This is a genomic window from Pseudoxanthomonas sp. LjRoot127, assembly GCF_964253495.1.
Classification (GTDB): Bacteria; Pseudomonadota; Gammaproteobacteria; order Xanthomonadales; family Xanthomonadaceae; genus Pseudoxanthomonas_A.
In genome coordinates this window covers 3655831-3678550 of sequence record NZ_CAXUQR020000001.1, presented here as the reverse complement: position 1 = coordinate 3678550, position 22720 = coordinate 3655831, and the positions used below count along the sequence as shown (strand labels likewise).

24 protein-coding genes and 2 tRNA genes are annotated in these 22720 nt (G+C 67.9%); 21 read left to right on the top strand and 5 right to left on the bottom strand.

All coding sequences use genetic code 11. From position 1 onward, the window contains the following. Nucleotides 1–14: 14 nt before the first annotated feature. A complete protein-coding gene (orn, locus tag ACSQ19_RS17390; RefSeq protein WP_296282290.1) occupies nt 15–578 on the top strand; it encodes an oligoribonuclease in 564 nt (187 codons plus the stop codon). Between the two features lie 64 nt (nt 579–642). On the opposite strand, the gene ACSQ19_RS17385 is transcribed toward orn, so the two are convergent. Together ACSQ19_RS17385 and ppsA are read right to left on the bottom strand one after the other, a co-directional pair. Continuing rightward, on the bottom strand, nt 643–1623 hold the full coding sequence (locus ACSQ19_RS17385; RefSeq protein ID WP_435998749.1) for a mechanosensitive ion channel family protein: 981 nt from the start codon (nt 1621–1623) through the stop codon (nt 643–645). Between the two features lie 65 nt (nt 1624–1688). Continuing rightward, nucleotides 1689–4061, bottom strand: a complete 2373-nt coding sequence (ppsA, locus tag ACSQ19_RS17380; protein ID WP_435998747.1) for a phosphoenolpyruvate synthase — start codon at nt 4059–4061, stop codon at nt 1689–1691. 154 nt (nt 4062–4215) lie between these two features. Here ppsA and ppsR point away from each other — a divergent pair, with 154 nt between their 5' ends. Together ppsR and ACSQ19_RS17370 are read left to right on the top strand one after the other, a co-directional pair. Further along, complete coding sequence (ppsR, locus tag ACSQ19_RS17375; protein ID WP_435998745.1) at nt 4216–5037, top strand: posphoenolpyruvate synthetase regulatory kinase/phosphorylase PpsR; 822 nt, start codon at nt 4216–4218, stop codon at nt 5035–5037. 103 nt (nt 5038–5140) lie between these two features. Further along, a complete protein-coding gene (locus ACSQ19_RS17370; RefSeq protein WP_435998743.1) occupies nt 5141–5623 on the top strand; it encodes a DUF1249 domain-containing protein in 483 nt (160 codons plus the stop codon). A gap of 23 nt (nt 5624–5646) precedes the next feature. On the opposite strand, the gene ACSQ19_RS17365 is transcribed toward ACSQ19_RS17370, so the two are convergent. The 3 genes from ACSQ19_RS17365 to ACSQ19_RS17355 all read right to left on the bottom strand — a co-directional run bounded on the left by ACSQ19_RS17365 (nt 5647) and on the right by ACSQ19_RS17355 (nt 6245). Continuing rightward, complete coding sequence (locus ACSQ19_RS17365) at nt 5647–5874, bottom strand: hypothetical protein (RefSeq protein WP_435998741.1); 228 nt, start codon at nt 5872–5874, stop codon at nt 5647–5649. Between the two features lie 168 nt (nt 5875–6042). Continuing rightward, nucleotides 6043–6118: transfer RNA gene (locus ACSQ19_RS17360), tRNA-Glu, on the bottom strand. A 51-nt stretch (nt 6119–6169) separates the two neighbouring features. Next, nucleotides 6170–6245, bottom strand: a tRNA-Ala gene (locus tag ACSQ19_RS17355). 137 nt (nt 6246–6382) lie between these two features. Here ACSQ19_RS17355 and ACSQ19_RS17350 point away from each other — a divergent pair. From ACSQ19_RS17350 to ACSQ19_RS17265, 18 genes are read left to right on the top strand one after another with little or no spacing between them, the layout of a single operon-like run. After that, nucleotides 6383–7120: a beta-ketoacyl synthase chain length factor gene (locus ACSQ19_RS17350; RefSeq protein WP_435998739.1), complete on the top strand. Its 738-nt coding sequence runs from the start codon at nt 6383–6385 to the stop codon at nt 7118–7120. Further along, on the top strand, nt 7113–7910 hold the full coding sequence (locus ACSQ19_RS17345; RefSeq protein ID WP_435998737.1) for a lysophospholipid acyltransferase family protein: 798 nt from the start codon (nt 7113–7115) through the stop codon (nt 7908–7910). Before ACSQ19_RS17350 ends, ACSQ19_RS17345 begins: the two co-directional genes overlap by 8 nt. Further along, on the top strand, nt 7897–8157 hold the full coding sequence (locus tag ACSQ19_RS17340; RefSeq protein ID WP_162337822.1) for a phosphopantetheine-binding protein: 261 nt from the start codon (nt 7897–7899) through the stop codon (nt 8155–8157). Before ACSQ19_RS17345 ends, ACSQ19_RS17340 begins: the two co-directional genes overlap by 14 nt. A 23-nt stretch (nt 8158–8180) precedes the next feature. Next, the gene (locus ACSQ19_RS17335; RefSeq protein ID WP_296282276.1) at nt 8181–8435 is read left to right on the top strand and encodes an acyl carrier protein; all 255 of its coding nucleotides are present in this window, start codon (nt 8181–8183) and stop codon (nt 8433–8435) included. Nucleotides 8436–8452: 17 nt separating this feature from the next. Then, entirely contained in the window at nt 8453–9004 is a 552-nt protein-coding gene (locus tag ACSQ19_RS17330; RefSeq protein WP_435998734.1) for a hypothetical protein, read from the top strand. Next, nucleotides 8997–10682 (top strand): AMP-binding protein, encoded by a 1686-nt coding sequence (locus ACSQ19_RS17325; protein WP_435998732.1) that lies wholly within the window; start codon nt 8997–8999, stop codon nt 10680–10682. The genes ACSQ19_RS17330 and ACSQ19_RS17325 overlap by 8 nt, the downstream gene beginning before the upstream one ends. After that, nucleotides 10672–11451: a glycosyltransferase family 2 protein gene (locus tag ACSQ19_RS17320; protein WP_435998730.1), complete on the top strand. Its 780-nt coding sequence runs from the start codon at nt 10672–10674 to the stop codon at nt 11449–11451. Before ACSQ19_RS17325 ends, ACSQ19_RS17320 begins: the two co-directional genes overlap by 11 nt. Next, nucleotides 11448–12392, top strand: a complete 945-nt coding sequence (locus ACSQ19_RS17315) for an LpxL/LpxP family acyltransferase (protein ID WP_299347005.1) — start codon at nt 11448–11450, stop codon at nt 12390–12392. Before ACSQ19_RS17320 ends, ACSQ19_RS17315 begins: the two co-directional genes overlap by 4 nt. Further along, on the top strand, nt 12385–13926 hold the full coding sequence (locus ACSQ19_RS17310) for an HAL/PAL/TAL family ammonia-lyase (RefSeq protein ID WP_299347007.1): 1542 nt from the start codon (nt 12385–12387) through the stop codon (nt 13924–13926). Before ACSQ19_RS17315 ends, ACSQ19_RS17310 begins: the two co-directional genes overlap by 8 nt. Next, on the top strand, nt 13916–14347 hold the full coding sequence (locus tag ACSQ19_RS17305) for an acyl-CoA thioesterase (protein WP_299347053.1): 432 nt from the start codon (nt 13916–13918) through the stop codon (nt 14345–14347). The genes ACSQ19_RS17310 and ACSQ19_RS17305 overlap by 11 nt, the downstream gene beginning before the upstream one ends. After that, a complete protein-coding gene (locus tag ACSQ19_RS17300; protein ID WP_435998727.1) occupies nt 14344–14970 on the top strand; it encodes an outer membrane lipoprotein carrier protein LolA in 627 nt (208 codons plus the stop codon). The genes ACSQ19_RS17305 and ACSQ19_RS17300 overlap by 4 nt, the downstream gene beginning before the upstream one ends. After that, nucleotides 14963–17329: an MMPL family transporter gene (locus ACSQ19_RS17295; RefSeq protein WP_435998725.1), complete on the top strand. Its 2367-nt coding sequence runs from the start codon at nt 14963–14965 to the stop codon at nt 17327–17329. The genes ACSQ19_RS17300 and ACSQ19_RS17295 overlap by 8 nt, the downstream gene beginning before the upstream one ends. Then, a complete protein-coding gene (locus ACSQ19_RS17290; protein ID WP_296282263.1) occupies nt 17326–18558 on the top strand; it encodes an NAD(P)/FAD-dependent oxidoreductase in 1233 nt (410 codons plus the stop codon). The genes ACSQ19_RS17295 and ACSQ19_RS17290 overlap by 4 nt, the downstream gene beginning before the upstream one ends. Next, a complete protein-coding gene (locus ACSQ19_RS17285; protein WP_435998723.1) occupies nt 18546–19094 on the top strand; it encodes a DUF3261 domain-containing protein in 549 nt (182 codons plus the stop codon). The genes ACSQ19_RS17290 and ACSQ19_RS17285 overlap by 13 nt, the downstream gene beginning before the upstream one ends. After that, a complete protein-coding gene (locus ACSQ19_RS17280) occupies nt 19091–20281 on the top strand; it encodes a beta-ketoacyl-ACP synthase (RefSeq protein ID WP_435998721.1) in 1191 nt (396 codons plus the stop codon). The genes ACSQ19_RS17285 and ACSQ19_RS17280 overlap by 4 nt, the downstream gene beginning before the upstream one ends. Further along, nucleotides 20281–20736, top strand: coding sequence for a hotdog family protein (locus tag ACSQ19_RS17275; RefSeq protein WP_299347017.1), 456 nt, complete (start codon nt 20281–20283; stop codon nt 20734–20736). Before ACSQ19_RS17280 ends, ACSQ19_RS17275 begins: the two co-directional genes overlap by 1 nt. Next, nucleotides 20733–21467, top strand: coding sequence for a 3-oxoacyl-ACP reductase FabG (gene fabG, locus ACSQ19_RS17270; protein WP_296282256.1), 735 nt, complete (start codon nt 20733–20735; stop codon nt 21465–21467). The genes ACSQ19_RS17275 and fabG overlap by 4 nt, the downstream gene beginning before the upstream one ends. Beyond that, nucleotides 21464–22705, top strand: a complete 1242-nt coding sequence (locus ACSQ19_RS17265) for a beta-ketoacyl-ACP synthase (protein ID WP_435998718.1) — start codon at nt 21464–21466, stop codon at nt 22703–22705. Before fabG ends, ACSQ19_RS17265 begins: the two co-directional genes overlap by 4 nt. The last annotated feature ends 15 nt before the right edge of the window (nt 22706–22720 follow it).

Sequence of the window (22720 nt, the reverse complement as noted above, 5' to 3'; positions counted from 1 at the left end):
TCACGGATTCCCGCATGGCCTCGAACAACGCGAACAATGACCGCCTGATCTGGATCGACCTGGAGATGACAGGGTTGGATACCGATCGCGATTCCATCCTGGAAATCGCCACCGTGGTGACCGATTCGAAGTTGAACGTGCTGGCGGAGGGCCCCGAGTTCGCGATCGCGCATCCGGTCTCCGTGCTGGAGGCGATGGACGACTGGAACCGGAACCAGCATGGCCGGTCGGGGCTGTGGAAGCGCGTGGTGGAAAGCGACGTGTCGCTGGGGCAGGCCGAAGCGCAGACGGTGGCCTTCCTGGCCGAGTGGCTGCCGGCGGGCGCTTCGCCGATGTGCGGCAACTCGATCTGCCAGGACCGCCGCTTCCTGCATCGGCTGATGCCGAGGCTGGAGAAGTACTTCCACTACCGCAACCTGGACGTCAGTACGCTGAAGGAGCTGGCGCGACGCTGGGCGCCGCAGGTGCTGGAAGGGGTGCGCAAGCAGGCCAGCCATACGGCACTTAGCGACGTGCGCGATTCCATCGAGGAACTGCGCCACTACCGCAAGCACATGGCGGCGCTCGCCGGCGAGTGACCTGGTGTGCGCCATGCGCACGCCGCTCTGGAACCATCACCGCGCGTCGTGCGCAGGTCGTACGCTACGTGGCCGGTTTCGCCACGTCGCCGTCGTCGGCCACGCCCTTGGTGACGATATCGCCCAGCGGCGCACCATCGCCGTTATGGTGGTAGACGTGCAGGTCGCGTTGCGGATAGGGGATGTTGAGCCCTTGGCCGATGATCTCGGTGCGTACGGCCTCGGTGAGGTCGCTCTTGGTCTCGCCGAAATCCTTGGTCTTCGTCCACGCCAGCAGGATCAGGTCGACGCTGCTCTCGCTCAGCTTGCTGACGATCACGCTGGGCGCCGGCTCATCCAGCACGAGCGGATGGTCCTGTGCGATCTTCAGCAGGATGGACTTGGCCTGCTTGAGATCGTCGTCATAGCCGACGCCCACCGGGATGTCGATGCGGCGATGTGGCTTGGCGGTGAAGTTGATGATCGGCGCGGTGGTGATCAGGCTGTTCGGAAGCACGATCAGGCGGTTGTCGAGCGTGCGCATGCGGGTCTGGAAGATGCGCACCTCCTCGACGATGCCTTCCAACCCGCCGGCTTGCACGAAGTCGCCATCGCGGAAAGGGCGCAGCACGATCAGCATCACGCCGGAGGCGATGTTCGACAGCGAATCCTTCAATGCCAAGCCCACCGCCAGGCCGGCGGCACCGAGCACCGCGAGCATCGAGGTCGGGTTGACGCCCAGCGAGGTGAGCGCGGTGATGATGACCAGCACCATCATGGCCGCGTAGCTTGCGCGGCGCAGGAAGCCTCCCAGCGTCGCGTCCGCATGCGTGCGGCCCAGCACGCGCTCGAGGCCCGCGCTCAGGCGTTTGGCCAGCCACATGCCGATCAGGAAGATGACGGCCGCGGCCAGCAGCTTCAGGCCCCAGGTCTCCAGGAGCTGGAGCCAGTCGATGCCGCGCAGCTCCTTGAGCAGGACGTCGGGTTGGGTGGGAATGGCGGGGAGGGCCGGGGACGAGGCGGGGGATGCGGACATGCAGGACTCCTGAAATGCAGCACGCCCCATCAGGGGCGTGCTGTGTCTACCGGACGATGGTAACCGCGTTCGCGTGAAGACGGTCGCGCGGGCGGTCAGCCCGCCTTGGTCTTCGCCAGGCGCAGCCAGGTGTCGACGACTGTGTCGGGATTCAGCGATACCGATTCGATGCCTTCAGCCATCAGCCACTCGGCGAGATCGGGATGGTCGCTGGGGCCCTGGCCGCAGATGCCGACGTACTTGCCCTTGCTGCGTGCGGCCTTGATCGCCATCGAGAGCATCTTCTTGACCGCCGGATTCCGCTCGTCGAACAGGTTGGCGACGATGCTGGAATCGCGATCCAGTCCGAGTGTCAGCTGGGTCAGGTCGTTCGACCCGATCGAGAAGCCGTCGAAGATGTCGAGGAATTCCTCGGCGAGCAGCGCGTTCGACGGCACCTCGCACATCATGATGATCTTGAGTCCGTTCTCGCCCTGGCGCAGACCGTGCTTCGCGAGCACGTCGATGACCTTGCGGCCTTCCTCCAACGTGCGCACGAACGGAATCATGACCCACAGGTTGTCCAGGCCCATGTCGTCGCGCACGCGGCGCACGGCCTGGCATTCCAGCGCGAACGCCGGTTCGAACGACGGATCGACGTAACGGCTGGCGCCGCGGAAGCCGATCATCGGGTTTTCTTCATGCGGCTCGTAGCGGCTGCCGCCGATCAGATTGGCGTACTCGTTGGACTTGAAGTCCGACAGGCGCACGATCACCGGATGCGGCGCGACCGATGCGGTGATGGTCGCGATGCCCTCGGCCAGGCGATCCACGTAGAAGCTGACCGGATCGGCGTAGCCGGCGGTTTTGGCGTCGATCTTCTTGCGGACGTCGAGGTCCTGGCGGTCGTACTCCAGCAAGGCGAGCGGATGCACGCCGATGTGGCTGGCGATGATCATTTCAAGTCGTGCCAGGCCGATGCCCGCATTCGGCAACTGGCCGAAATCGAACGCGCGCTCCGGGTTGGCCACGTTCATCATGATCTTCAACGGCGCTTCGGGCATCGCCGCCAGATCGGTCGTGGTGCGCTCGAAGGGAAGGTTGCCGGCGTAGATGAAGCCGGTGTCGCCTTCCGCGCAGCTCACCGTGACCTCGACGCCGTCGTCGATCAGGTCCAGTGCGTTGCCTGTCCCGACCACGGCCGGCACGCCGAGCTCGCGGGCGATGATCGCCGCATGGCAGGTGCGGCCGCCGCGGTTGGTGACGATGGCGCTGGCGCGCTTCATCACCGGCTCCCAGTCGGGGTCGGTCATGTCCGCCACCAGCACGTCACCCGGCTGCACGCGGGCCATGTCGTCCAGCGAGCGCACCACGCGGGCGACGCCGCTGCCGATCTTCTGGCCGATGGCGCGTCCCTCGGCGATCACTTCGCCGCGCGTCTCCAGCGCGTAGCGCTCGATCTGCGTGGCCTTGGCACGCGATTTCACCGTTTCCGGGCGCGCCTGCACGATGAAGAGCTTGCCGGTGACGCCGTCCTTCGCCCACTCGATGTCCATCGGGCGGCCGTAATGCTGCTCGATGACCAGGGCCTGCTTCGACAGTTCGTGCACATCCTCATCGGTGATGGAGAAGGTGGCACGCAGGTTTGCCGGCGTGTCTTCCGTGCGGACGCGTTCGCCGGGTACGTCCGAATACACCATGCGCAGCGCCTTGCTGCCGAGCGAGCGGCGCAGGATGGCCGGCTTGCCCTGTTTCAGCGTGGGCTTGTAGACGTAGAACTCATCCGGGTTCACCGCGCCCTGCACGACCATCTCTCCCAGGCCGAAGCTGGAGGTCACGAACACCACGTCGCGGAAACCGGATTCGGTGTCCAGCGTGAACAGGACGCCCGAGGCGCCGACGCCGGAGCGCACCATCAGCTGCACGCCGGCCGACAGGAACACGTCCTCGTGCTTGAAGCCGTGGTGCACGCGGTAGGCGATGGCGCGGTCGTTGTAGAGGCTGGCGAAGACTTCCTTCACCTTGTGCACGACATCGTCGGCGCCGGTGACGTTGAGGAAGGTTTCCTGCTGGCCGGCGAACGACGCGTCGGGCAGGTCCTCGGCGGTAGCCGACGAGCGCACGGCCACGGCGATGTCGCCGCCGCCGTTTTCGGAGGACAGCTTCGCGTAGGCAGCTCGGATGTCGGCATCCAGGTCGGGCTGCAGCGGCGCGTCGATGACCCAGCCGCGGATCTCTTTGCCGGCGGCCGTCAAAGCCGCGACATCCTCGACATCGAGCGTGGCCAGCTTGTCGAAGATGCGCTTGGACAGGTCGTTGTGCGCGATGAAGGCCTTGAACGCCTCCGCGGTGGTCGCATAGCCTCCGGGGACCGACACCCCCAGGTTGGCCAGGTGGCCGATCATTTCGCCCAGTGACGAATTCTTGCCACCTACGCGGGCCAGGTCGGCCAGGCGCAGCTCGTGCAACCACAGGATTTTCTCGTTCAAGCGCAATGCTCCGAAGCAGGCCGCGCCATGCCGATGACCATCGGCGTGGGGTGCCGTGTCCATGGGGAAAGAGGCGATATGATGCAGTGCATACCAATTGCAGACAAGCTTGATCTGACGGGGGTTTCCATGGTGAAGCGGGAAGGGGAAGGGCATGTCTGAGCTGCGCCCGGTGTTCTATGTCTCCGATGGCACCGGTATCACCGCCGAGACGATCGGCCACAGCCTGCTGACCCAGTTCGCCGGCATGCGCTTCCAGACGGACCGGCTCTCCTTCGTCGATGACGAGGAAAAAGCGCGCGATGCCGCCGATCGCATTCGCCGCATGGGCGAAAAGCTGGGCAGCCGGCCCATCGTCATCAATTCGTGCGTGGATCCGGCGCTGAGCGCACTGGTCGCCGAAAGCGGCGCACTGATGCTCGACGTGTTCGCCCCCTTCATCGAGCCGCTGGAGCGCGAACTCGGCCAGCAGCGCCAGTCGCGCGTGGGGCAGGCGCATGGCCTTGTGGATTTCGAGACCTACCACCGGCGAATCAATGCGATGAATTTCGCGCTGACCCACGACGACGGCATGGCGGTGAACTACGACGAGGCCGACGTGATCCTGGTGGCCGTATCGCGTGCGGGCAAGACGCCCACCTGCGTCTACCTGGCCCTGCATTACGGCATCCGCGCAGCGAACTATCCCTTGACCGATGGCGATCTCGAGACCGACAGGCTGCCGGCGCGACTGCGCCCCTATCGGCGCAAGCTGTTCGCGTTGACCATCGATCCTGATCGCCTGCACCAGATCCGGCAGGAGCGCCGCCCCAACTCCAGCTACGCGAAGATGGAAACCTGCAAGCGCGAGGTGGCCGCGGCCGAGGCGATGTTCCAGGTGGAACGGCTGCCCACGCTCAGCACCACCAACAAGTCGATCGAGGAGATTTCCAGCAAGGTGCTTTCCACGCTGGGCCTGCAGCGCGACATGTACTGAGGAAGGCCGGGCCCGGCGGTGGTCCCGGGAACCCTTAACTTAGGCCGCACCCGGCGAGGCGTCAATGCTGCCGCCGGCGCGCAACCGCGTGTAGGATCGGACCATGTCCCAGGCACTCGCACGTAACGCCCGCATTCCCCGGCTTGGCCGCTTCGGCTGGCTGATGGCGCTCTACGCGGAAAACCACGCACGGCTGACGCGCCTGTTCGCGCCGGAGCACCTGGCGGTCGGTACGTACGTCTCCCGTATCGGCGATGGGCTCGACGTACGTCTGGATGTCATCGAGACCCATCGGTACACGGTCGAGTTGCGCCTGACCTACGACATCTGCGACCCGCTGACCGGCGAACCGGACCCGTCCGCGTTCGTCCGACTGTATCGCGACGCGCACCAGGCCGAGGCGACGCACTGTTATGTCGGCCGGCGATGGCAGGACGTCATCGGCCTGTATCCCCCGCCGGCGGAAGTCATCAGCCACCGCATGCGCATGAATACCTTCCTCGGCAAATGGCTCGAGTACCTGGGCGAGCAGGGGCATGGCGTGGCGACATTGCAACCCGTCACGACGGCGCGCGACGTCGCCTGACGTCGCATCGCCTTGCCGGTGGTTCAGGCCACGCGAACGAAGCGGATGGCGTTGAGCCGGCTCAGGCCGTGACGGTTGTCGCGGGAAAGATTCGTCACGTCGACCGCACCCCGCGCTTCCAGTGCCAGCAGGCGAAGCGCGATGGCGTCGAACGTCGCCTCGTCCAGTCCCAGCGATCCCGCACTCCATCGCGTGTCCCGATGGAGCGGCACGTGGGAAACCAGCTCGTTTACAAGGGTGTCGTGTGTCATGGCGGCGGCCGGGGAGGGTGGGTACTGCTGCGCTACGCGGTGGGAGGACCGGTGGCCTTCCGAGGTTTTTACGCGCGCCCTCGTGATGTTCGCGTGGATGTCTTCGAGGCCGCGTGCGCGCTCGGCGAAGGCAAAAAGAAAGGCCCGGTTTCCCGGGCCTTGAAAGATTGGCGTCCCCACGGGGATTCGAACCCCGGTCGCTACCGTGAAAGGGTAATGTCCTAGGCCTCTAGACGATGGGGACGCACGAAAGTTGTCGCCAGATTTTACTCCGGACGGCCTATTGTCCGGAAGTTGGTGGAGCCAGGCGGGATCGAACCGCCGACCTCCTGCATGCCATGCAGGCGCTCTCCCAGCTGAGCTATGGCCCCACGTGCTGGCAGGAGCGGAATGATAGCTAGGCAATTTCCGATGCGCAAGCATCCGTTACGAAAAATTTCACGGCTGGCGGTGGAAGGTGCATGCGGTTGAAATAAGCGACCGGACATCGAGAGGCATCGCAAGGCGGATGATCGCGTTTTCAGTGAAGGAATGGTCCGCATGGGCGCCCGGTCTGGTGGACCGCGACGCATGGCGTGCGTGGGCCACCGCCCCGTGGCTGCCGGTTGGCGAAGAGACCCCTGCGCTGGCGGAGGTGCCCGCGATGCAGCGAAGGCGCATCGAACGGCTCGGGCGGATGGCGATCCAGACGGCGTTCTGGTGCCAGCACGCTGAAGAAAACGGCACGCCCCTCATCTTCGCGTCGCGGCACGGCGACGTGGCGCGTTCGATGGAACTGCTGGAAGCCCTGGCGACTGAGCAACCACCGTCGCCCACCACGTTCGGCCTGTCGGTGCACAACGCCATCGCGGCGCTGTACTCGATCCTGCGACGGGAGCGCGGCAACTACATCGCCCTGGCCGGTGGCATGGCGACGGTAGAAGCCGCGTGCGTCGAGGCGGCGGTATTGCTGGCGGATGGGGCGCCGGAGGTGCTGCTGGTGGTGTACGAAGCGCCGCTGCCCGGGATCTACGCCAGCTTCGCGGACGAGCCGGACGCCGGTTTCGCCTGGTGCTGGCGTATCGCGCCTGCCGACGGCTCGGCGCCTGCATTGCGGCTGGCGTGGGAGGGCGAGGCGGGCGAATCGGAGCTCGCGGCCGCCACCCTGCCGCACGGTCTGGAGGTCCTGCGCTTCCTGCTGTCAGGCGAGGCGGCATGGCAGTGGCGGGCCGACGGCATGACATGGCGGTGGCAGCGCGATGCGTGAGCGCGTCGACCATGCCTGGCGCGTCTTCGGTACCGGACTGAGCTTCCTTGCGTTCGGCGTCGGCGGGTTGTTCCTGGGCGTGTTCGTGCTGCCGCCGATGCTTTGGCTGGTGCGTGACTCCGAGCGCCGCCGCCGCTGGTCCCGGCGCATCGTCCAGCGCAGTTTCGCCGCCCATGTCGAACTGATGCGCCGCCTTGGGCTGATGACGTACGAGATCCGGGGCCGCGAGCGGCTGGCGCGCAGGGGCCTGCTGGTCCTTGCCAACCACCCGACGCTGATCGACGTCGTCCTGCTGGTGTCGCTGCTTCCCAATGCGGATTGCGTGGTGAAGTCGGCGGTGGCGCGCAATCCGTTCATGCGCGGCCCCGTGCGTGCCGCAGGCTACGTCGCCAACGACGACGGCGCAGGGCTGGTGGAAGACTGCATTGCCGCGGTCCGCGCCGGTGGCGCGCTGGTGATCTTCCCGGAAGGAACCCGGACCACGCCGGGGCAGCCGTTGAAGCTGCAGCGCGGTGCCGCGAACATCGCGGTGCGCGGCGCGCTGGACATCACGCCGGTGCGGATCACGTGCTCGCCGCTGACGCTGGGGAAAGGGGAGAAGTGGTATCGTGTGCCGCCGGTGCGATTCCACATGGTGATCGATGTTCAGGAAGACCTGCCGATCGCCCCGTTCCTGAACGGAATGGAGGGGGCGGATCCAGCGGCGGGGGGAGAGGCGCTGGCAGCCCGGCGGCTCACGGAACATCTGGCCAACTACTTTGCGGGAGATCCATCGCGTGCAGGCACTTGAGCACGAGATCAAGGAATTGATCATTTCATCGCTGTCGCTGGAGGACATCACCCCCGACGACATCGATACCGGCGCCCCGCTGTTCGTGGAGGGGCTGGGACTGGATTCGATCGACGCGCTCGAACTGGGCCTTGCGCTGCAGAAGCGCTACGGCGTGGCGCTCTCCGCCGATTCGCAGGAAACCCGCCGGCATTTCGCCAGCGTGCGTGCCCTGGCGGACTTCGTCGCCTCGCAAGGCAAGGCCTGAGCAGGGACGGCAGGACTGGCAAGATGACCAAGAACGAACTTTTCGACCGGATCGTGACGATCCTGCATGACAGCTTCGAGATCGAGCCCGCGCGCATCACGCCCGACGCCCGGCTCTACGACGACCTCGACATCGACAGCATCGATGCGGTGGACCTGATCGTGCAGCTGAAGCCGCTGCTGGGCCGCAGCCTGCAGCCGGATGCCTTCAAGTCGGTGCGCACGGTGCAGGACATCGTGGACGTGCTGTACGGCCTGATCCGCGACCAAGCCGCCTGAGCGCAGGCCGCGTGCCCGTGTCCCGGATAGGCGCGGCCATCTTCGTGGCGTTGTCGGTGGCTTACCCCCTAGTGGTCTATTGGGCGATGGGTCGCTTCGAGCCGCGCTGGCTGGCGGTCCTGCTGCTAGCCCTCGCGGTGCTGCGCGCCATCGCGACGCGCCAGGCGGTCTGGCTGGTGGCGGCCGCGGGCGCCGCACTGCTTGCGGCCCTGGCCACCGTGTTCAACCAGGCGTTGCCGCTCAAGCTCTATCCGGCCCTGATCAATGCGGTGATGCTGATCGTGTTCGCGAGCAGCCTGGCGTTTCCGCCGTCGGCGGTGGAGCGCATCGCGCGGCTGACCGAGCCCGACCTCCCGCCCGCCGGCGTGGCCTACACGCGCCGCGTCACTCAGGTGTGGTGCGGCTTCTTCGTGCTCAATGGCGCACTCGCGCTGGTCACGGCGCTGTGGACGTCTGACCGGACGTGGGCGCTCTACAACGGATTGATCGCCTACGGACTGATCGGCCTGTTGTTCGGCGGCGAGTGGCTGGTGCGCCAGCGGGTGAAGGCAGGACATCGCCATGACTGAGTGGCGCTCGTTGGGCGAGGTCGCGCTGCGCCCGTTGCCGGGACGGGCGTTCATCGCGGCGGGAAGCGAGTCGGCGGACCATGCGGTGTTCCAGCACGAGGCGCTGCGCTGGCAGGCGACGTTCCACCGTCTGCCGGGGTCGAGTTGGGCGCTGCACTTCGATGACGCCTCGCGCTTCGCCGCCGCCCTGTATGGCGCGTGGCATGCGGGCAAGACCGTGGTGTTGCCGGGCGACGCGCTGGCAGGCACCCAGGCCCGCCTGCGCGCGCACGTGGACGGTTTCGCGGGCGACTGGCTCGAGAGCGATGCCGCGTCGCCGGATGATCTGCCGGACACCCCCTGCGTGGCGCGACCGCTGGACGCGGACGCCACGCGTCTCGTCGTCTTCACCTCCGGAAGCACGGGCGAGCCGGTCGCCATCGAGAAGCGCCTGCGGCAACTCGACGCCGAGGTGCACGCGCTGGAAGCCGCGCTCGGGCGCGGCCTGGACGGCGTGGCGGTGCATGGCACCGTGTCGCACCAGCATATCTACGGCCTTCTGTTCCGGGTGTTGTGGCCGCTGGCCGCGGGCCGCGCCATCGTGCCGCGTGCGTTCTTTCCCGAAGATCTGCTGGCCGCGATGGACGGCCAGGACGCGGTGCTGGTCGCCAGTCCGGCGCACCTCAAGCGCTTGCCGGCGCAGCTGTCATGGGCATCGCTGCATGGGCGGCTGCGCGCGGTGTTCTCGTCAGGGGGCGCGTTGCCCGCCGATGCTGCGCACGATGTGGCCCGGCTGCTGGGCGTGCCGCCCACCGAGATCCTGGGCAGCAGCGAGACCGGCGGCATCGCCTGGCGCCGCTGGGAGACGGAAGTTCCGGTCTGGACGCCGTTACCCGGCGTCGACTGGCGTTTGCAGGAAGGCGTGCTCGAAGTGCATTCGCCGCACCTGGCCGGCGACGCGTGGTGGCGCAGCCAGGACCGCGCGGAAGCCGATGGTGCGGGCGGATTCCGTCTGCTGGGCCGGGCAGACCGTATCGTGAAGGTGGAAGAGCGTCGCGTCTCGCTGGATGCGCTGGAGCGCCGGATCCAGGCGCACCCGGCGGTCAGGGAGGCGCGCGTGCTGCTGCTCGGTGGCGCGCGCAGCGCGCTGGCGGCCGTCGTCGCGATGGCCGACGGCGTGCCGGTGCCGCAAGACGCGATGGCCCGGCGTGCGCTGTCGCAGTCGTTGTCGCGGCACCTGGCGGAGATGCAGGATGCGGTGACCCGGCCGCGGCGCTGGCGCTTCGCGACGGCGTTGCCGACCAACGCGCAAGGCAAGGTCACCGAGGCGGCACTGACCGCCCTGTTCCGCCCCGAGCGCCCGGCCGCATGCTGGACGCTCCGCGAGTCGGCGCGCGCACGCGCCGACATGTCGCTGGACGCGTCGCTCGCCGTCTTCGACGGCCATTTCAACCAGGCCGCAGTCCTGCCGGGGGTCGCGCAACTCGACTGGGCGGTACAGCTGGCGCGCGAGGTCTTCGCGATTCCCCCGTGCTTCCTTCGCATGGAAGCGCTGAAGTTCCAGCGCGTGGCGCGTCCCGGCGACCTGATCCACCTCGACCTGGAATGGCAGGCGGATCGCGCCACGCTCGTGTTCCGCTACACCTCCGTGCAGGGTCCGCATGCCAGTGGTCGCGTGGTGTTCGTCCATGAGGGGTGAATCCGTGGCGCCGCCGCTCGCCTTCCGCCCGCTGGTCGTGATCCCGGTGTTCGACCACGAGCACGCCATCGCCACGATGGTGGCGGGCGTGCTACACACCGGCAACGCCTGCCTTCTGGTGGATGACGGCTCGGGCCCGGCGTGCGCCCTCGAGCTCGACCGTCTGGCCGCGCTGCATGCGCCGCAGGTGCGCCTGCTCCGGCTGCCGGTGAACCAGGGCAAGGGAGGCGCCGTGCTGGCGGGGTTCCGCGACGCGAGCCGCCATGGGCACACCCATGTGCTGCAGATCGATGCCGATGGCCAGCACGACCCCGCCGACATTCCGCGCTTCCTCGCGCTGGCGCAGGCGCATCCGGGCGACGTAATCTGTGGCGTGCCGGTCTACGACGAGAGCGTGCCGAAGGGCCGGCTCTACGGCCGCTACCTCACCCACGTATGGGTGTGGATCAATACCGTGTCCTTCGCGATCCGCGATTCGATGTGCGGCTTCCGAGTCTATCCGCTGCCTCCGGTGCTGAAACTGATGGACGAGGAGACCATCGGGCGGCGCATGGACTTCGACGTAGAGGTGCTGGTGCGCCTGTTCTGGCGCGGCATCCGCGTGCACAACCTGCCGACGCGCGTGACCTATCCGCTCGATGGCGTGTCGCACTTCGACGTATGGCGCGACAACGTGCGCATCAGCCGCATGCATGCGCGGCTGTTCTTCGGCATGGTGCGGCGGTTGCCGCGCCTGCTGCGCGGCCGCAGGTCGGTGGCGTCGCCATGAGCCGGCGCAGCGAGCACTGGGCCGACATCGGCGAATCCACCTCCGTACGCGGGATCCTGCTGCTCTGCGCGGTGCATCGCTGGCTGGGGCGCTGGCCCTTCCGCTTGTGCGTCTATCCGGTGGTCCTCGTGCATTGGCTGCTCAATGGCACCGCGCGGCGTGCGTCGCTGCAGTACCTGCGGCGCCTGCATGCACATTCGGGCGTGCCGCCGTCGCGGCCGGGCGTGTGGCAGAGCCTGCACCACTTCGCGATGTTCGCCGAGACGATGCTCGACAAGATCCTCGCGCTGGGCCACCGCTACCCGATCGGACGCGTCCGCATGCAGCGGGAGGGCGTGCTGGCGCGGGTCAGGTCGGGGGAGGGCGGGCTGATCGTCACCGGGCACCTGGGATGCCTGGAGCTCTGCCAGGTGATGGCCGAGCAGGTTCCCGGCCTTCGCCTGACGGCGCTGGTGCACACGGCGCACGCCGAGCGCTTCAACCGCATGATGCGTCGCCTGGACGAGACCACGCGCGTTGAACTGCTCCAGGTCACGGACCTGGGGCCCGCCGATGCGGTGAGGTTATCCGAGCGCGTGGCGCGGGGCGAGTTCGTCGCCATCGCCGGCGATCGTGTCCCGCTGCGCGGCGGGCGTACGGTGACGGCCTCCTTCCTGGGCCATGAAGCCCCGTTCCCGATCGGAGCCTACGTGCTGGGTGCCGCGCTGAAGTGCCCGGTGTTCACCATGGCGTGCACGCATGAAGGCGACGGCTACCGGGTGCGCATGGACGCGTTCGCCGAACGCATCGCGTTGCCGCGCGGCTCGCGCGATGCCGCCCTGGCCGGCTACGCTGCACAGTTCGCGCGGTGGCTGGAACAGCAGGTCCACCTGTCGCCCTACGACTGGTTCAACTTCTACCCCTTCTGGGATCAGGTACCGCATGAGCCCCGCAATGAATGACTCCGTGGCGCCGGTCTTCGGCGACGCTCCGCTGCGCATCGAGGACGTCGTCGCCCTGGCGCAGCGCCGCGTGCCGCCGGTGCTGTCCGCAGATCCCGCCTTCCGGGCGCGCATCGCGCGTGGCGCCGACTTCCTCAGTCGACTGCTGGAGGAGGAGGGCGTCATCTATGGCGTCACCACCGGGTATGGCGATTCCTGCACGGTGAACATTCCGCCGGCACTGGTCGCGGAACTGCCGCACCACCTGTACACCTACCATGGGTGCGGCCTCGGCCGCTTCCTGGACGAAACCGAGACACGTGCGGTGCTGGCGGCGCGGCTGGCGTCGCTGGTGCGGGGCATGTCAGGTGTCAGCGTGCCGCTGCTGGAAGGGTTGGCGAAGCTGCTGCGCCACGACGTGCTGCCCCTGATTCCCGCGGAAGGATCGGTCGGTGCGAGCGGCGACCTGACGCCGCTGTCGTACGTGGCCGCCGTGCTGTGCGGCGAGCGCGACGTCATGCACGGCGGGCGCCAGCGTCCGGCACGCGACGCGCTCGCCGAGATCGGCATGGCGCCGCTGACGCTGCGTCCCAAGGAGGGACTGGCGATCATGAACGGGACCGCCGTGATGACCGCGCTTGCCTGCCTGGCGTTCCATCGCGCCGAATACCTGTCGCGCCTGGCGACGCGGTTGACCGCGTTCAACGTGCTGGCCGCCGACGGCAACGCGCACCATTTCGACGCCGTGCTGTTCGCCGCGAAGCCGCATCCCGGCCAGTCGCGCGTGGCGCAGCGGTTGCGCGAAGACCTGCACAGCGACCGGCCGCCCCGCAATGAGCAGCGCCTGCAGGACCGTTACTCGTTGCGTTGCGCGCCGCACGTGATCGGCGTGCTGGAAGACGCATTGCCGTTCCTGCGCCAGCTGATCGAGACCGAACTCAACAGCGCCAACGACAATCCGCTGATCGACCCCGAGCGCGAGCAGATCCTGCACGGAGGCCACTTCTATGGCGGACACATCGCGTTCGCGATGGATTCGCTGAAGAACACCGTGGCCAATGTCGCCGACTTGCTGGACCGGCAGCTGGCCCTGATCGTGGATGCGCGCTACAACCACGGCCTGCCGGCGAACCTGTCCGGCGCGACGGGGCCGCGCGCGGCGATCAACCACGGCCTGAAGGCGTTGCAGATCAGCGTGTCGGCGTGGACCGCCGAGGCCTTGAAGCTGACGATGCCGGCCTCGGTCTTCTCGCGTTCCACCGAATGCCACAACCAGGACAAGGTCAGCATGGGCACGATCGCCGCGCGCGATTGTCTGCGCGTGATCGAGCTGACCGAGCAGGTGGTCGCCGGCATGCTGATCGCCGCACGCCAGGCACTGGCGCTGCGCGAGCGCGTCGGGCTGCAATCCACGCTGGGCGAAGGCCCGGCGACGATGTACGCCGACCTGCAGGCGCGCATCGCGCTGGTCGAGGAGGATCGCGCACTGGATGGCGAACTGCGCCAGCTGCTGGTCGACATCCGGGAGGAACGCTGGGATGTCTATGCCGCCTGACCTTCGCGCCGACCTGGCGATCGAGATCCCGCTCAGCCCGGCCTTCCACGATTGCGATGCCATGCAGGTGGTCTGGCACGGCCACTACTTCAAGTACCTTGAAATCGCCCGTTGCGCGTTGCTGCAGCGGTTCGACTACGACTACCCGCAGATGCATGCATCCGGCTACATGTGGCCGATCGTCGATACGCGCGTGAAGTACATCCGCCCGCTGCGGTACGCGCAGGCCCTGCTCGTGACGGCCCGCATCAGCGAGTGGGAGAACCGCTTGAGGATGGACTACGAGATTCGCGACGCCGGAAGTGGCGAGGTGCTGACGCGCGCGCACACGATCCAGGTGGCGGTCGACGCCGCTTCAGGCGAGATGCGCTATCAGTGCCCGCCTGTCCTGTGGGAACGGTTGGGAGTCGCTGCGCCATGAACAAGATCCGCGGTCTCGTTTCCGCTTTCGCGCTTGCCCTCATGGCGGGTGGAATCGTCAACCCGGCGTCCGCCGATCCGTTGGCGGAGGTGCGTTCCCAGGTGGCGCAGGTGCCGCTGTTGCGGGGCGAGTTCAGCCAGGAAAAGCAGGTGGCCGGCTTCAGGAATCCGCTGCGCTCGAATGGTCGTTTCCTGCTGGTGCGCGACAAGGGCGTGGTGTGGTCGACGACGGCGCCGTTCCCGTCCGAAATCGTCATCACGCAGGATCGCATCCTCAGCCGCCAGCGAGACGGCAGCCGCCGGTTGGAAGTCGATGGCCGGCAACAACCCGGGCTTCGCAGTGTCAACGCGATGATGTTCGCGCTGATGAGCGGCGACATGAAGGCGCTGACGTCGACCTTCGAGGTGAAGGCGGAGCCTGCGGCGCGTGGCTGGAAGATGACGCTGGTGCCACGTTCGCGGCAGGTGGCGCAGGCCTTCAACTCGGTGCGCCTGTCGGGCGACCGCTATGTGCGTGAGGTGGAGCTGCGCGAGGCCAACGGCGACCTCACGCGCCTGCGCTTCAGCGGCATGAGCGAATCGCCCGCGACCCTGTCGCGCGACGAGGCGGCCCGGTTTGAGTGATCCTGTGCCCGCGGTGACGAGGGTGCGACCGTTGCGCGGCTGGCGCTGGCTTGCCGTGGCGTGGTTGGTGGTCCTGGCTGCCGTGGCGTGGCACCAATGGCGGTTCTGGCAGTCGCCGCGCATCGACAGCGACGTGCTGGCGCTGCTGCCCCAGGAGGCCGGCGACCCGACGGTGTCCGATGCGACCCGACGCATCGCGGAGAACAGTGCGCGCGACGTGGTGGTCATGCTGGGCGCCACGGAGGTGGAGGACGCGCTGAAGGCACGGGCGGCGTTCGAGGCGTCGCTTGCACGCCCGGCGGCGCAGGCGATGCTGGCGTCGGCTGGGTCGCCGGAAGACTGGTTCGCCCAGGCGCGCGACGTGCTGGCACCGCATCGCGATCGCTTGCTGACTGCATCCCAGCGGGACACGCTGGCGCAGGCGACGCCCGAAGCCTTGGCCGAGTCCGCACTGGCGTCGCTGTACGGTCCCATGGGGGCGCCGCGCCTGACCGAGTGGCGCAGCGATCCACTCGGACTGTGGCCGCAGTGGTGGCAGGCGCAGGCGGCCGCGTCGGGGATGGCAGTGGACGGTGACGGACTGCTGCAGGCCGAGAACCGCCACTGGGCGGTGCTGCAGTACACGTTGCGCACCTCGGCCTTCAGGCTGGACGGCGAACGCCATCTGCAGGATCTGCTCGACGCGGCGACCGGCGCCGCGATGGCGGCGGCGCCCGGCATCCGCGTGCTGAAGGCCGGGGTGCCCCTGCATGCCGAATCGGCCGCGGTGCAGGCCCGCCGCGAGGTCAATACCATCGGCTGGGGCTCGCTGGCGGCCGTGCTGCTGCTGGTGTGGCTGGCGTTCCGCTCGCTGCGTCCCCTGTTGCTGGTGGCGATGTCGCTGCTGGTCGGCTGCGCGGTCGCGATGACGGTCACCGTGCTGGTCTTCGGAAAGGTGCACCTGCTGACGCTGATCTTCGGCGCAAGCCTCGTTGGCGTGGCGGAGGACTACGGCATCCACTGGTTCGCATCGCGTCAGGGCGTGGCCAGCGAGCGACGCTGGTCGCTGCTGCGCCATCTGCTGCCCGGCCTGTGGCTGGCACTGCTGACCAGCGCCATGGCGTATCTGGCGCTGGGGTTGGCACCGTTCCCCGGCCTGCGGCAGATGGCGCTGTTCTCCGTGGTCGGCCTGGCGTCGGCCTTCCTGACGGTGATCTTCTTCTTCCCGTGGCTGGATGGTGGGCAGGTCCGCACGACCGGCTTCTCGCGTTGGCTGGGCGGTACGCTGGTGCGATGGCCGCGCCTGTCCGGTCGTCGTGGCGGTGTCGCGCTCGCCGTCGTCGTCCTGGCCATCGCGGTGCCCGGCCTGATGCGCGTACAGGGCAAGGACGACCTTCGCGGCCTGCAGTCGTCGCCACCGGCGCTGATCACGCAGCAGCGCGACGTCGGTCACCTGCTGGGCATGCCCAGCCCGGCGCAGTTCTTCCTCGTGCAGGGGCGCGATGCCGAACAGGTGCTGCAACGCGAGGAACGCCTGGTGGCGCGCCTTCGTGAAGCGGAGGCGAAAGGGAAGGTCGGTGGTCACCGCGCACTGAGCGATTGGCTGCCCTCGAAGCGCCAACAGGACGAAGATGCTGCGCTGACGTCGCGTATCGAGCGCGACGTACTGGCGCGCTTGTCCGCGGTTACCGGAGAGTCGGTGGCGCGCGGCGGATTCGCCCCGGGGGCGATGGACATCGATGCCTTCCTCGCATCGCCGGCATCGCTGCCGGTACGCCATCTCTGGCTCGGGCAGGTGGGCGAGGGCATGGCGTCGGTGGTGATGGTCAACGACCTGTCGCGGCCGGACGCCCTCGCAACGTTCGCGGCGCAGGCGGTCGGTCTCGAGGGTGTGCGCTGGGTCGATCGCACGGCCGACATTTCACGCCTCCTCACGCACTACCGCCACATGATGTCCTGGCTGCTGCTGGCGGGCGTGGCAGTGGTGTTCGTGGTGCTGGCCGTACGCTATCGCGGACAGGCCTGGCGTGTGATCACGCCGACGGTGCTGGCGGGCGTGCTGACCGTGGCATTGCTGGGCTGGCTGGGCCAGCCGTTGCAGTTGTTCAACGTGCTGGCGCTGATGCTCTTGCTCGGCATGGGGATCGACTACGGCATCTTCCTGGTCGAGCACCGTGGCGATGCCAGCGCGTGGCTCGCGGTATGCGTGGGGGCGGCCAGTACCTGGCTGTCGTTCGGCCTGCTGGGGCTGTCGGCGACGCCTGCCTTGCGCGCGTTCGGCCTGACCCTGCTGTTCGGCATCGGCCTGGTCTGGCTGCTGTCGACCCTGTTCCGGCCTGCGCCGGATGTTTCTCCCTTGCCTGGACACGACGTGGAATGAAAACGGAACGCACCGACATCCTGATCATCGGCGCAGGCCCCGCCGGCTCGGTGGCGGCCGCCCTGCTGCGGCAGCAAGGTCGCAAGGTCCTCATCATCGAGCGCGAACAGTTCCCGCGCTTTTCCATCGGCGAGAGCCTCCTCCCGCAGAGCATGGAATACATCCAGGCCGCCGGACTCCTGCAGGACGTGGTGGAGGCGGGCTTCCAGTACAAGAACGGCGCCGCTTTCGTGCGCGGGGAGCGCACCACCGAGTTCGATTTCCGCGACAAGTTCTCGGAGGGCTGGGGGACCACGTACCAGGTGCAGCGTGCCGACTTCGACCATGTCCTGGCAAAGGGCGCCGAGCGCATGGGGGCCGAGGTGCGCTACCGCCACGAGGTGCTGTCCGCCGAGCCCGGTCATGCTCCGCGCGTCACCGTGCGCTCGCCGGACGGCGAGGAGTACGTGATCGAAGCCGACTTCATGCTCGACGCCAGCGGCTTCGGCCGACTGCTGCCGCGCCTGCTGAAGCTCGAGTCGCCGTCGAACTTCCCGGTACGCGGCGCCATCTTCACCCACGTGCGCGACCACATCCCCCCCGGCGCGGGCTTCGATCGCAACAAGATCCTGATCACCACGCATCCGGAACACGTCGACGTCTGGTACTGGACCATCCCGTTCTCGAATGGCTGCTGCTCGCTCGGCGTGGTGGCGGAAACCGCGTTCCTCGATCGCTACGCGGGCACCGACCTGGAGCGCCTGCAGGCCATCGTCGGCGAAGACCCCAACCTGACGCGGTTGCTGAAGAACGCCGAATGGGCGGTGCTGCCGGTACGCCAGATCACCGGCTACTCCGCCAACGTCGCCTCGCTGTGGGGACCGGGTTATGCGCTGCTGGGCAATGCGGGCGAGTTCCTCGATCCGGTGTTTTCCTCGGGCGTGACCATCGCGTTCAAGTCGGCGCAACTCGCCAGCGAATGCCTGCGCCGCCACTACGCCGGCGAACCGGTGGACTGGGAGACCGAGTTCGCCATTCCGCTGCGTGGCGGCGTGCAGACCTTCCGCCGTTTCGTCGAGTCGTGGTACGCGGGTGGTTTCCAGAAGATCATCTTCCACCCGGATCCGCAGCCGGACATCCGACGCATGATCTGTTCGATCCTCGCCGGCTATGCCTGGGACAAGAAGAATCCCTACGTGGCCGACACGCAGCGCCGCCTGCAGGTGCTGGAGCAGCTGTGCACCGGTTGATCGCACTGCTGCTCGCCGGCGTGCTGCTGGCGGGATGCGCAACGCGTCCGCAAAAGCCCGCGGTGGAACTTCCCGCGTTGCGACTGGCGCCTGCGGCGCTGGGCCACGACCTGGCCGTGCAACAGCGCCTGGTGTTCCGTTTCGGCCCGCACGTGCGCGAACTGGATGCGCTGCTGGAAGTCGACGCCACCGATGTCCGGCTCGCGGTACAGGCCATGGGCCGGACCGGCGTGCGGCTGCAGTGGGATGGCACGGCGCTCGTAGAGCAACGCGCGGCGTGGCTGCCCGCTGCCGTGCGCGGCGAGCGGGTGCTCGACGATGTGCAGTTCAGCCTGTGGCCGGCGGATGCGATCCGGGCCGTACTTCCAGCGGACTGGACGGTGGTCGAGCAAGGGGCGTTCCGTGAGTTGCGCAGGAACGGACAGGTCTGGTTGCAGCGCGAGCAGGTCGATGCCACGACGCTGCGCGTACGCAATGGCGTCGACGACTACGAACTGACGATCGAATCCGTGGCCGGCGGAGCGCTGGATCCATGAGGGGCGGTGCGATCTTCCTGAACGAGCTCGGCATCGTCTGTGCGCTCGGCGACGGGACGGAGGCCGTGCGCGAGGCGCTGTTCCGCGATGACGCGCCGGGTGGCGTGATGCTCGACGACACGTTCATGCCCGGGCGATGCCTCGCACTGGGGACGGTCGAGGGCGGCCTGCCGTCGCTCGCGCATCATCCGCTCCCGTTGCACGGCCGCAACAATGCCTTGCTGCGTGCGGCCTACCTCCAGATCGAGGACGCCGTGCAGCGGGCCATCGACCGGCACGGCCCCGCGCGGGTCGCCATCGTGGTCGGCACCAGTACCTCCGGCATCGGCGAGGCCGAACGGGCGATGACGCACTGGCAGCATCACCGGCAATGGCCCGACGGCTTCCATTACGTGCAGCAGGAGATCGGCGCGCCGTCGCGCTTCCTCGCCGCCGAATCGGGCGCCCGCGGTCCCGCCTGGACGATTTCCACGGCATGCTCTTCCAGCGCGAAGGCCATGGCATCGGCGGCCCGCCTGCTGCGCAGCGGACTGGTCGATGCGGTGATCACAGGGGGGTCGGATTCCCTGTGCGAGTTCACCGTGCGCGGCTTCATGGCGCTGGAGTCCGTGTCGGCCGAGCGCTGCAACCCATTCTCGGCGAACCGCCATGGGATCAACATCGGCGAAGGGGCGGCACTGTTCCTGATGACGCGTGCGGAAGGCCCCGTCCGCCTAGCGGGGTGGGGCGAGACCGCCGACGCACACCACATCTCGGCGCCCGAGCCGCAGGGCATCGGTGCCGTCACCGCCATCGGCCAGGCGCTGGCGCGCGCGCAGCTGTCGCCGTCGCAGATCGATTACGTCAACCTGCACGGAACCGCCACGCCGCAGAACGACGCGATGGAAAGCCGAGCAGTGACGGCGGCGCTCGGCGGCGAGGTACCGGCGAGTTCCACCAAGCCGTTGACCGGGCATACGCTCGGTGCCGCGGGCGCGATCGAAGCCGGCCTGTGCTGGCTGGCGATGACCGACAATCCCCGCCATCGGCTGCCACCGCACTGGTGGGATGGCGTCGTCGACGGCGACCTTCCGCCGCTGGCGTTCGTGGCACCCGGCGCCACCGCCAACGGGCCGCTGCGCCATGTGCTGAGCCAGTCGTTCGCGTTCGGTGGCAGCAACGCCGTACTGGTATTCGGAGCAGGATGATGCGCGAGCTGTACGACATCGCGCGCGTGGTGCCGCATCGCGGCACGATGCGCATGGTCGATCGATTGGTGGACTGGGACGAGGACACCGTGGTGGTCGAACTGCGGGTGCCCGACGAGGGGCCGTTCAGCCATGCGGAGGGCGTGCCCGCCTGGGTGGGCATCGAATACATGGCCCAGACCATCGCCGCCTGGGCCGGCTGCCACGCGCGGGCCTCGGGGCGTGAACCGTCGATCGGGTTCCTGCTGGGCACGCGCCGTTACGAGAGCCGGACCTCGTGGTTCCGCGCCGGCAGCGTGCTGCAGGTGGAGGCGACCCGCGAGTTGCTGGGCGACAATGGGCTGGGCATGTTCCGCTGCCGCATCCTGGGGGACGGCGAGGAACTGGCGACCGCCAACGTGTCGGTGTTCGAACCACCGGACGCGATGGCTTATCTGGAGAGTACGCAGGAATGAGTGCAGACAACACGATCCTGGTCACCGGGGGGAGCCGGGGGATCGGCAAGGCCATCGCGTTGCGGCTTGCGCAGGACGGTTTCGATATCGTCGTGCATTGCCGCAGCCGTGTGGAAGAAGCGGAGGGCGTCGCCGGCCAGGTTCGTGCGCTGGGACGTGCGTCGCGCGTCCTGGCCTTCGATGTGGCCGACCGCACCGCGGCCGCGCAGGCACTGGAGGCCGACGTCACCGCGCACGGGGCGTACCACGGCGTGGTCTGCAACGCCGGCATCGCCCGCGACACCGCGTTCCCGGCGATGAGCGCCGATGACTGGGACGCGGTGCTGCGGACGAACCTCGACGGGTTCTACAACGTGCTCAACCCGCTGGTCATGCCGATGGTGCGGCGGCGCAAGCCGGGCCGCATCGTCACGCTCTCGTCGGTGTCCGGCCTGGTGGGCAACCGGGGACAGGTGAACTACAGCGCGGCGAAGGCCGGCATCATCGGCGCCACCAAGGCGCTGGCGCTGGAACTGGCCAGTCGCGCGATCACCGTGAACTGCGTCGCCCCGGGCCTGATCGACACGGAGATGGTCAGTGGCGAGGTGGTCGACGAGGCGCTGAAGATGATCCCGATGAAGCGTGTCGGCACGCCCGGGGAAGTGGCGGCCGTCGTGGCGTTCCTGATGTCGCCAGAGGCGTCGTACGTCACCCGGCAGGTGATTTCGGTCAACGGAGGACTGGTCGGATGAGTCGGAATGATCGACGCGTGGTGGTCACTGGCGCGGGCACCATCAGTCCCCTGGGACACGACTGGCCCAGCGTGCACCTTCGCCTGCGCGAATGCCGCAACGCCGTGCGCCACATGGATGACTGGGCGAAGTACGAGGGCCTGAACACCCGGTTGGCCGCGCCAGCCGAAGCCTTCGACCTGCCCGCGCATTACAACCGCAAGACCACGCGCAGCATGGGGCGGGTCGCGCTGATGTCCGTGCGCGCCACCGAACTCGCCCTCGAGCAGGCCGGACTGCTGGGTGATCCCGTGCTGAAGAGCGGCCGGATGGGCGTGTCGTATGGCTCGTCCGCCGGCAGCCACGAGGCCGTTGGCGACTTCGGCCGCATGCTCAACGAGTACACCACCGAAGGCATCAACGCGACCACGTACCTGAAGATGATGAGCCATACCGCGCCGGTGAACATCGGCGTGTTCTTCGGTCTCACCGGGCGCGTGTACACCACGTCCAGCGCATGTACATCCGGCAGTCAGGGCGTCGGGTGCGCTTACGAGGCGGTCCGCAGCGGCAAGCAGGTCGCGATGATCGCCGGCGGTGCCGAGCAGCTGGATGCGACCGCCGCGGCGGTGTTCGACACGCTGTTCGCCACCAGCGTGCGCAACCACCAGCCCGAGCTGACGCCGCGTCCCTTCGATGCCAACCGCGATGGCCTGGTCCTGGGCGAGGGCGCGTGCACCCTCGTGCTGGAGGACCTGACGCATGCGCAGGCGCGTGGCGCCGAGATCCTGGCGGAGATCGTCGGCTACGGCACCAACAGCGATGGCCAGCACGTCACCCAGCCCAGTGCGGACACGATGGCGCAGGCGATGCGCCTGGCGCTGGAAGACGCAGGCCTGTCGCCGGAAGCGATCGGCTATGTCAATGCGCACGGCACCGCCACCGACCACGGCGACATCGCGGAAACCGCGGCCACGGCAGCCGTGTTCGGCAACCGCATGCCCATCAGTTCGCTGAAGAGCTATGTCGGCCACACGCTGGGCGCCTGCGGCGCGTACGAATCGTGGATCACGCTCCAGATGATGCGGGAGGGCTGGTTCGCCCCCACGCTCAACCTGGAGGAACGCGACCCGCGCTGCGCCGCGCTGGACTACATCACGGGCGAGGGCCGCGAACTGCAGACCGATTACGTGATGAACAACAACTTCGCGTTCGGCGGCATCAACACGTCGCTGATCTTCAAACGCTGGAAGGGCTGAAGCCCGACACACCCC

What these genes read in the sequence shown, in the direction of transcription:
- orn (WP_296282290.1), top strand. Translation starts at nt 15, where the DNA reads ATGGCCTCGAACAACGCGAACAATGACCGCCTGATCTGGATCGACCTG.
- ACSQ19_RS17385 (WP_435998749.1), bottom strand. Translation starts at nt 1,623, where the DNA reads ATGGGGCGTGCTGCATTTCAGGAGTCCTGCATGTCCGCATCCCCCGCC.
- ppsR (WP_435998745.1), top strand. Translation starts at nt 4,216, where the DNA reads ATGTCTGAGCTGCGCCCGGTGTTCTATGTCTCCGATGGCACCGGTATC.
- ACSQ19_RS17370 (WP_435998743.1), top strand. Translation starts at nt 5,141, where the DNA reads ATGTCCCAGGCACTCGCACGTAACGCCCGCATTCCCCGGCTTGGCCGC.
- ACSQ19_RS17365 (WP_435998741.1), bottom strand. Translation starts at nt 5,874, where the DNA reads ATGACACACGACACCCTTGTAAACGAGCTGGTTTCCCACGTGCCGCTC.
- ACSQ19_RS17350 (WP_435998739.1), top strand. Translation starts at nt 6,383, where the DNA reads ATGATCGCGTTTTCAGTGAAGGAATGGTCCGCATGGGCGCCCGGTCTG.
- ACSQ19_RS17345 (WP_435998737.1), top strand. Translation starts at nt 7,113, where the DNA reads ATGCGTGAGCGCGTCGACCATGCCTGGCGCGTCTTCGGTACCGGACTG.
- ACSQ19_RS17335 (WP_296282276.1), top strand. Translation starts at nt 8,181, where the DNA reads ATGACCAAGAACGAACTTTTCGACCGGATCGTGACGATCCTGCATGAC.
- ACSQ19_RS17325 (WP_435998732.1), top strand. Translation starts at nt 8,997, where the DNA reads ATGACTGAGTGGCGCTCGTTGGGCGAGGTCGCGCTGCGCCCGTTGCCG.
- ACSQ19_RS17320 (WP_435998730.1), top strand. Translation starts at nt 10,672, where the DNA reads ATGAGGGGTGAATCCGTGGCGCCGCCGCTCGCCTTCCGCCCGCTGGTC.
- ACSQ19_RS17315 (WP_299347005.1), top strand. Translation starts at nt 11,448, where the DNA reads ATGAGCCGGCGCAGCGAGCACTGGGCCGACATCGGCGAATCCACCTCC.
- ACSQ19_RS17310 (WP_299347007.1), top strand. Translation starts at nt 12,385, where the DNA reads ATGAATGACTCCGTGGCGCCGGTCTTCGGCGACGCTCCGCTGCGCATC.
- ACSQ19_RS17305 (WP_299347053.1), top strand. Translation starts at nt 13,916, where the DNA reads ATGCCGCCTGACCTTCGCGCCGACCTGGCGATCGAGATCCCGCTCAGC.
- ACSQ19_RS17300 (WP_435998727.1), top strand. Translation starts at nt 14,344, where the DNA reads ATGAACAAGATCCGCGGTCTCGTTTCCGCTTTCGCGCTTGCCCTCATG.
- ACSQ19_RS17290 (WP_296282263.1), top strand. Translation starts at nt 17,326, where the DNA reads ATGAAAACGGAACGCACCGACATCCTGATCATCGGCGCAGGCCCCGCC.
- ACSQ19_RS17280 (WP_435998721.1), top strand. Translation starts at nt 19,091, where the DNA reads ATGAGGGGCGGTGCGATCTTCCTGAACGAGCTCGGCATCGTCTGTGCG.
- ACSQ19_RS17275 (WP_299347017.1), top strand. Translation starts at nt 20,281, where the DNA reads ATGCGCGAGCTGTACGACATCGCGCGCGTGGTGCCGCATCGCGGCACG.
- fabG (WP_296282256.1), top strand. Translation starts at nt 20,733, where the DNA reads ATGAGTGCAGACAACACGATCCTGGTCACCGGGGGGAGCCGGGGGATC.
- ACSQ19_RS17265 (WP_435998718.1), top strand. Translation starts at nt 21,464, where the DNA reads ATGAGTCGGAATGATCGACGCGTGGTGGTCACTGGCGCGGGCACCATC.